The organism is bacterium (genome assembly GCA_040753555.1).
In the GTDB taxonomy this organism is placed as follows: Bacteria; UBA9089; UBA9088; order UBA9088; family UBA9088; genus JBFLYE01.
Window position 1 is genome coordinate 1 of the sequence record JBFMDZ010000185.1, and the last position, 3988, is coordinate 3988.

The 3988-nt window shown below is 36.0% G+C and carries 3 protein-coding genes; all 3 read left to right on the plus strand.

Annotation, left to right across the window (positions count from 1 at the left end):
• Positions 1-141 precede the first annotated feature (141 nt).
• Complete coding sequence (gene purH / locus AB1630_10915; GenBank protein MEW6104302.1) at positions 142-1647, plus strand: bifunctional phosphoribosylaminoimidazolecarboxamide formyltransferase/IMP cyclohydrolase; 1506 nt, start codon at positions 142-144, stop codon at positions 1645-1647.
• A 71-nt stretch (positions 1648-1718) separates the two neighbouring features.
• Entirely contained in the window at positions 1719-2498 is a 780-nt protein-coding gene (locus AB1630_10920) for an electron transfer flavoprotein subunit beta/FixA family protein (protein MEW6104303.1), read from the plus strand.
• A complete protein-coding gene (gene rph, locus AB1630_10925) occupies positions 2498-3220 on the plus strand; it encodes a ribonuclease PH (GenBank protein ID MEW6104304.1) in 723 nt (240 codons plus the stop codon). The genes AB1630_10920 and rph overlap by 1 nt, the downstream gene beginning before the upstream one ends.
• The last annotated feature ends 768 nt before the right edge of the window (positions 3221-3988 follow it).

Here is a 3988-nt window from a genome sequence, read left to right on the forward strand (position 1 = left end):
TATTTTTTACCTTAAGATTATAGTCTTTGTTATAGTCTTTGGTTTTAAATTTTAAGTTGTAGTTTTGCATTTTTAGTTTTTAGCTTTAAGTTTTTCAAGAGAAGTTTACAAATTTGCCAAAGTTTAGCTATAATATACTAAATGATAAAAATAAAAAGGGTTCTTATAAGCGTATCTGATAAAGAGGAACTTATTCCTTTTGCAAAAGCCCTTGCAGAGCTTGGGATTGAAATTATTGCATCAGGTGGTACATCAAAAACCCTTAAAGAATCTGGAATCCCTGCATCCTCTATTGATGAGGTTACAGGACATCCAGAGATATTAGGAGGAAGGGTAAAGACCTTACACCCTGTAATCTTTGGAGCAATATTGGCAAAAAGGGAAGAAAGCCATCTTTTAGAGCTTGAAAAACAAGGGATAAAACCCATTGATATGGTTGTTTGTAATCTATATCCATTTGAGGAGAGGATAAAGAGCAAAATAAACAAAGACGAGGCAATTGAGGAGATTGATATTGGAGGGGTAACTTTAATAAGGGCAGGTGCTAAAAACAATGAATATGTAGCAACAATAATTGATAAAAGGCAATATGCACAGGTTATAAGCATTTTAAAAAATAAGGGAGGAATTCCAGAGGATTTTTCATATTCCCTTGCAAAAGAGGCATTTTCCTATATAGCCCGCTATGACACTATAATCTCCAATTGGTTTTTAAAGGAGGAATTTCCAGAGATGTTAAATCTTTCTCTAAAAAAGGCAATTCCTTTAAGATATGGAGAAAATCCACACCAGGCTGCATCCTTCTATGTCCAAGATAAGCCTTTATTTACCCAAATAAGTGGAGATAGCTTATCTTATAACAATATTCTTGACCTAGATTCAGCTTTAAAACTTGCTTTTGAATTTGAAAAGCCATCTTGTGTAATTATTAAACACAATACACCTTGTGGTGTTGCTTGTAGTGAAGACATCTATTCTGCATATAAACTTGCCTTTGAGGCTGATCCTATCTCGGCATTTGGTGGCATTATTGCTATAAATAGACCCCTTTCTCTAAAAACAGCCGATGCTATTTCAAAGACATTCTATGAGGGAATAATTGCTCCAGATTTTGAAGATAATGTGGTTGAATTGTTTAAAGATAAAAAGGTAAGGATTGTAAAGTCAGGAGCCAGAGAGTCAGAAAGTCAGGAGTCAGGAATCAAGATACAGGGGGCTTTGGGGGGATTCCTTATTCAAGAAGAAGATGGAATACTTTATAAAGACATATCTTTTCCTACAAAGAAAAGACCAAGCAATGAGGAAATGGAAGACCTAATCTTTGCCTATAAGGTTTGTAAGTATGTAAAATCAAATGCCATTGTTATTGCAAAAAACAAAAAAACACTTGGAATATGTGGAGGACAGACAAATAGGGTTGATGCTGTTAAAATAGCGATTGAAAGGGCAGGAAATAGGGCAAAGGGTGGCTATCTTGCCTCAGATGCCTTCTTTCCATTTTCAGATTCAGTAGAGCTAGCAGGAAAAGCTGGAATTTCAGCAATAATCCAGCCAGGTGGCTCAATAAGGGATAATGATGCAATAGAAAAGGCAGAAAGCTTTGGAATTAGTATGGTTTTTGCCAATATAAGACATTTTAGACATTGATAAAAATTATAAGAAATTTACAGACATCGTATCCACCTTTATAAATATGTATGTGTTCAAATTGGCATAATATGAATATTATTGTCTGTATAAAACAGGTTCCAGATACAACGCTGGTAAAGATTGATAAAGAGACAAATACCATTGTAAGAACAAATGTCCCATCCATTATAAACCCATTTGATACAAATGCCATTGAAACCTCATTACAGTTAAAAGAAAAATATGGAGAAAAAACAACGGTAATTACAATGGGTCCTCCACAGGCAGAAGAGGCTTTAAGGGAGGCAATATCAATGGGAATAGATGAAGCATATCTCATATCTGATAGGGCATTTGCAGGTTCGGATACATTAGCAACATCAATGGTTTTAAGCTTTACAATAAAAAAGCTTGGGTTTGATTTAATAATTTGTGGAAAGCAGGCAATAGATGGCGATACAGCCCAGGTTGGCCCTGAAACAGCAGAATTGCTTGATATTCCTCATATCTCCTATGTCTGCAAGCTACCAGAGATTATAGATGGAAAAATAATAGCAGAGAGGGAGCTTGATGAGGCATATGAGATAATAGAGGCAGACTTACCCTGTTTGATAACTGTAACAAAGCAGATAAATGAGCCAAGGATGCCCTCGTTAAAAAGAAGGCTTTTTGCAAAAACCTTACAGATTCCAACTTTAACAAAAAAAGAGCTTGAAATTTCAGAAAACCTTTGTGGCTTTTCTGGCTCTCCTACACAGGTTGTAAGAATCTTTACTCCACCAAAAAAAGAGGGAAAGAAGCTTACAGGAAGCCCAAGTGAAATGGTAGGCACATTGGTAAAGGAGCTTAAAGAGAGGTTAATTATTTAATGAGGGAAGATAAAAGGGAAGATAACCAAATTAGAGAGACGAAGATTACAACACATTATATTGAACATAACCCTGCATCCTGCCTTATTGAAGTAGGGAAGACAAAGGTTATTTGCTCTGCATCCATTGATGATAAAATCCCTCCATTCCTAAAGGATACTGGCTCTGGATGGCTAACAGCAGAATATTCCCTCCTTCCTTTCTCCTCCAAAGAGAGGGTTGAGAGGGAAAGATACAAAGTAAAGGGAAGGACAAGCGAGATTGAAAGGCTTATAGGAAGGTCATTAAGGCAGGCTTTAAACCTTAAGCTCATCCCTGATAGAAAAATTATAATTGATTGCGATGTTCTTCAGGCAGATGGCGGAACACGATGTGCATCTATAACAGGTGGCTTTTGTGCCTTATACATAGCAATAGAAGGGTTGATGAAGAAAAATATTATAAAGGCAAATCCAATATTGGGCTTTGTCTCTGCCATAAGCATCGGGATTGTTGATGGAAAAGCTATCCTTGATTTAACATATAATGAGGATAAAAGGGCATCCTGCGACCTTAACCTTGTAATGAGAGAAGATGAAAAAATCATAGAGATTCAAGGAACAGGAGAGGGAAAACCATTTTCACAAGATGAGCTAAATAGTCTTATTTTACTTGGAAAAATTGGGATTAAATCCCTTATTGGGATTCAAAAAATGGCAATAGGTCAAGTGTCAGTCAATTAGGTTTATTTTATTGTCTGCAATCGTTATCTTTTTAAACCCATATAGGCCAGGCATTTGTCCTGCATCATACGAGCATGCCCGATTTGTGTCAGTCATTTAGGTTTGTTTTATTGTCTGCAACTATATACCAAATACCAAATATTTAAACTTTATGCTTTTGTGCCAACATACAAACCGTAGTGCGAGTATCTTCCCATCCCCCCTTCACCATCCCCACGCTCGCAAACAACATATTTACTTGACAAAAAACAATGCCTTTTCGTGGCTTACATCTACTTACATCTAATTGACTCACGGTGCCAAGCCCATTGAAGGGGAAGACACATTCCGTGAATTCCTGCTTCCTGTAGAAGCATAAATATAATAATAATTTTGAAAACAAATGTCAAGCAGATTACACAACCACTAGAACTTCCCCAATTTTACTAAAACCTTTCATAGGGCTTAAATTTATGGTTATTGAAAAATATTAGAATAATCCTCCCCCTTTCCCCCTTTAGCGAAGCGAGAACTCTATTTTTATTGTGCTTTTTATGAAGGTTTAAAAGAACTACAATCCGTAAACAGCCTATTTATCTTTTCTTTATCACTAAGCCTAAATACAAGGCAAAGAATTTTAGTGTTATCTTTACACCTTTCAAGTATGTGTTTAGGTAGACGAGAAGAAGAAAGGAAGTTAAAATGAAAGAAAGCACGAAATCCGAAGCACGAAGCACGAAACAATATCTAAATTCAAAATTCTAAACATTAGAGTTTTCAGAATGGTTT

Bases quoted from the DNA above. Each gene is read 5' to 3' on its own strand.
- purH (MEW6104302.1), top strand. From the start codon at position 142: ATGATAAAAATAAAAAGGGTTCTTATAAGCGTATCTGATAAAGAGGAA.
- AB1630_10920 (MEW6104303.1), top strand. From the start codon at position 1,719: ATGAATATTATTGTCTGTATAAAACAGGTTCCAGATACAACGCTGGTA.
- rph (MEW6104304.1), top strand. From the start codon at position 2,498: ATGAGGGAAGATAAAAGGGAAGATAACCAAATTAGAGAGACGAAGATT.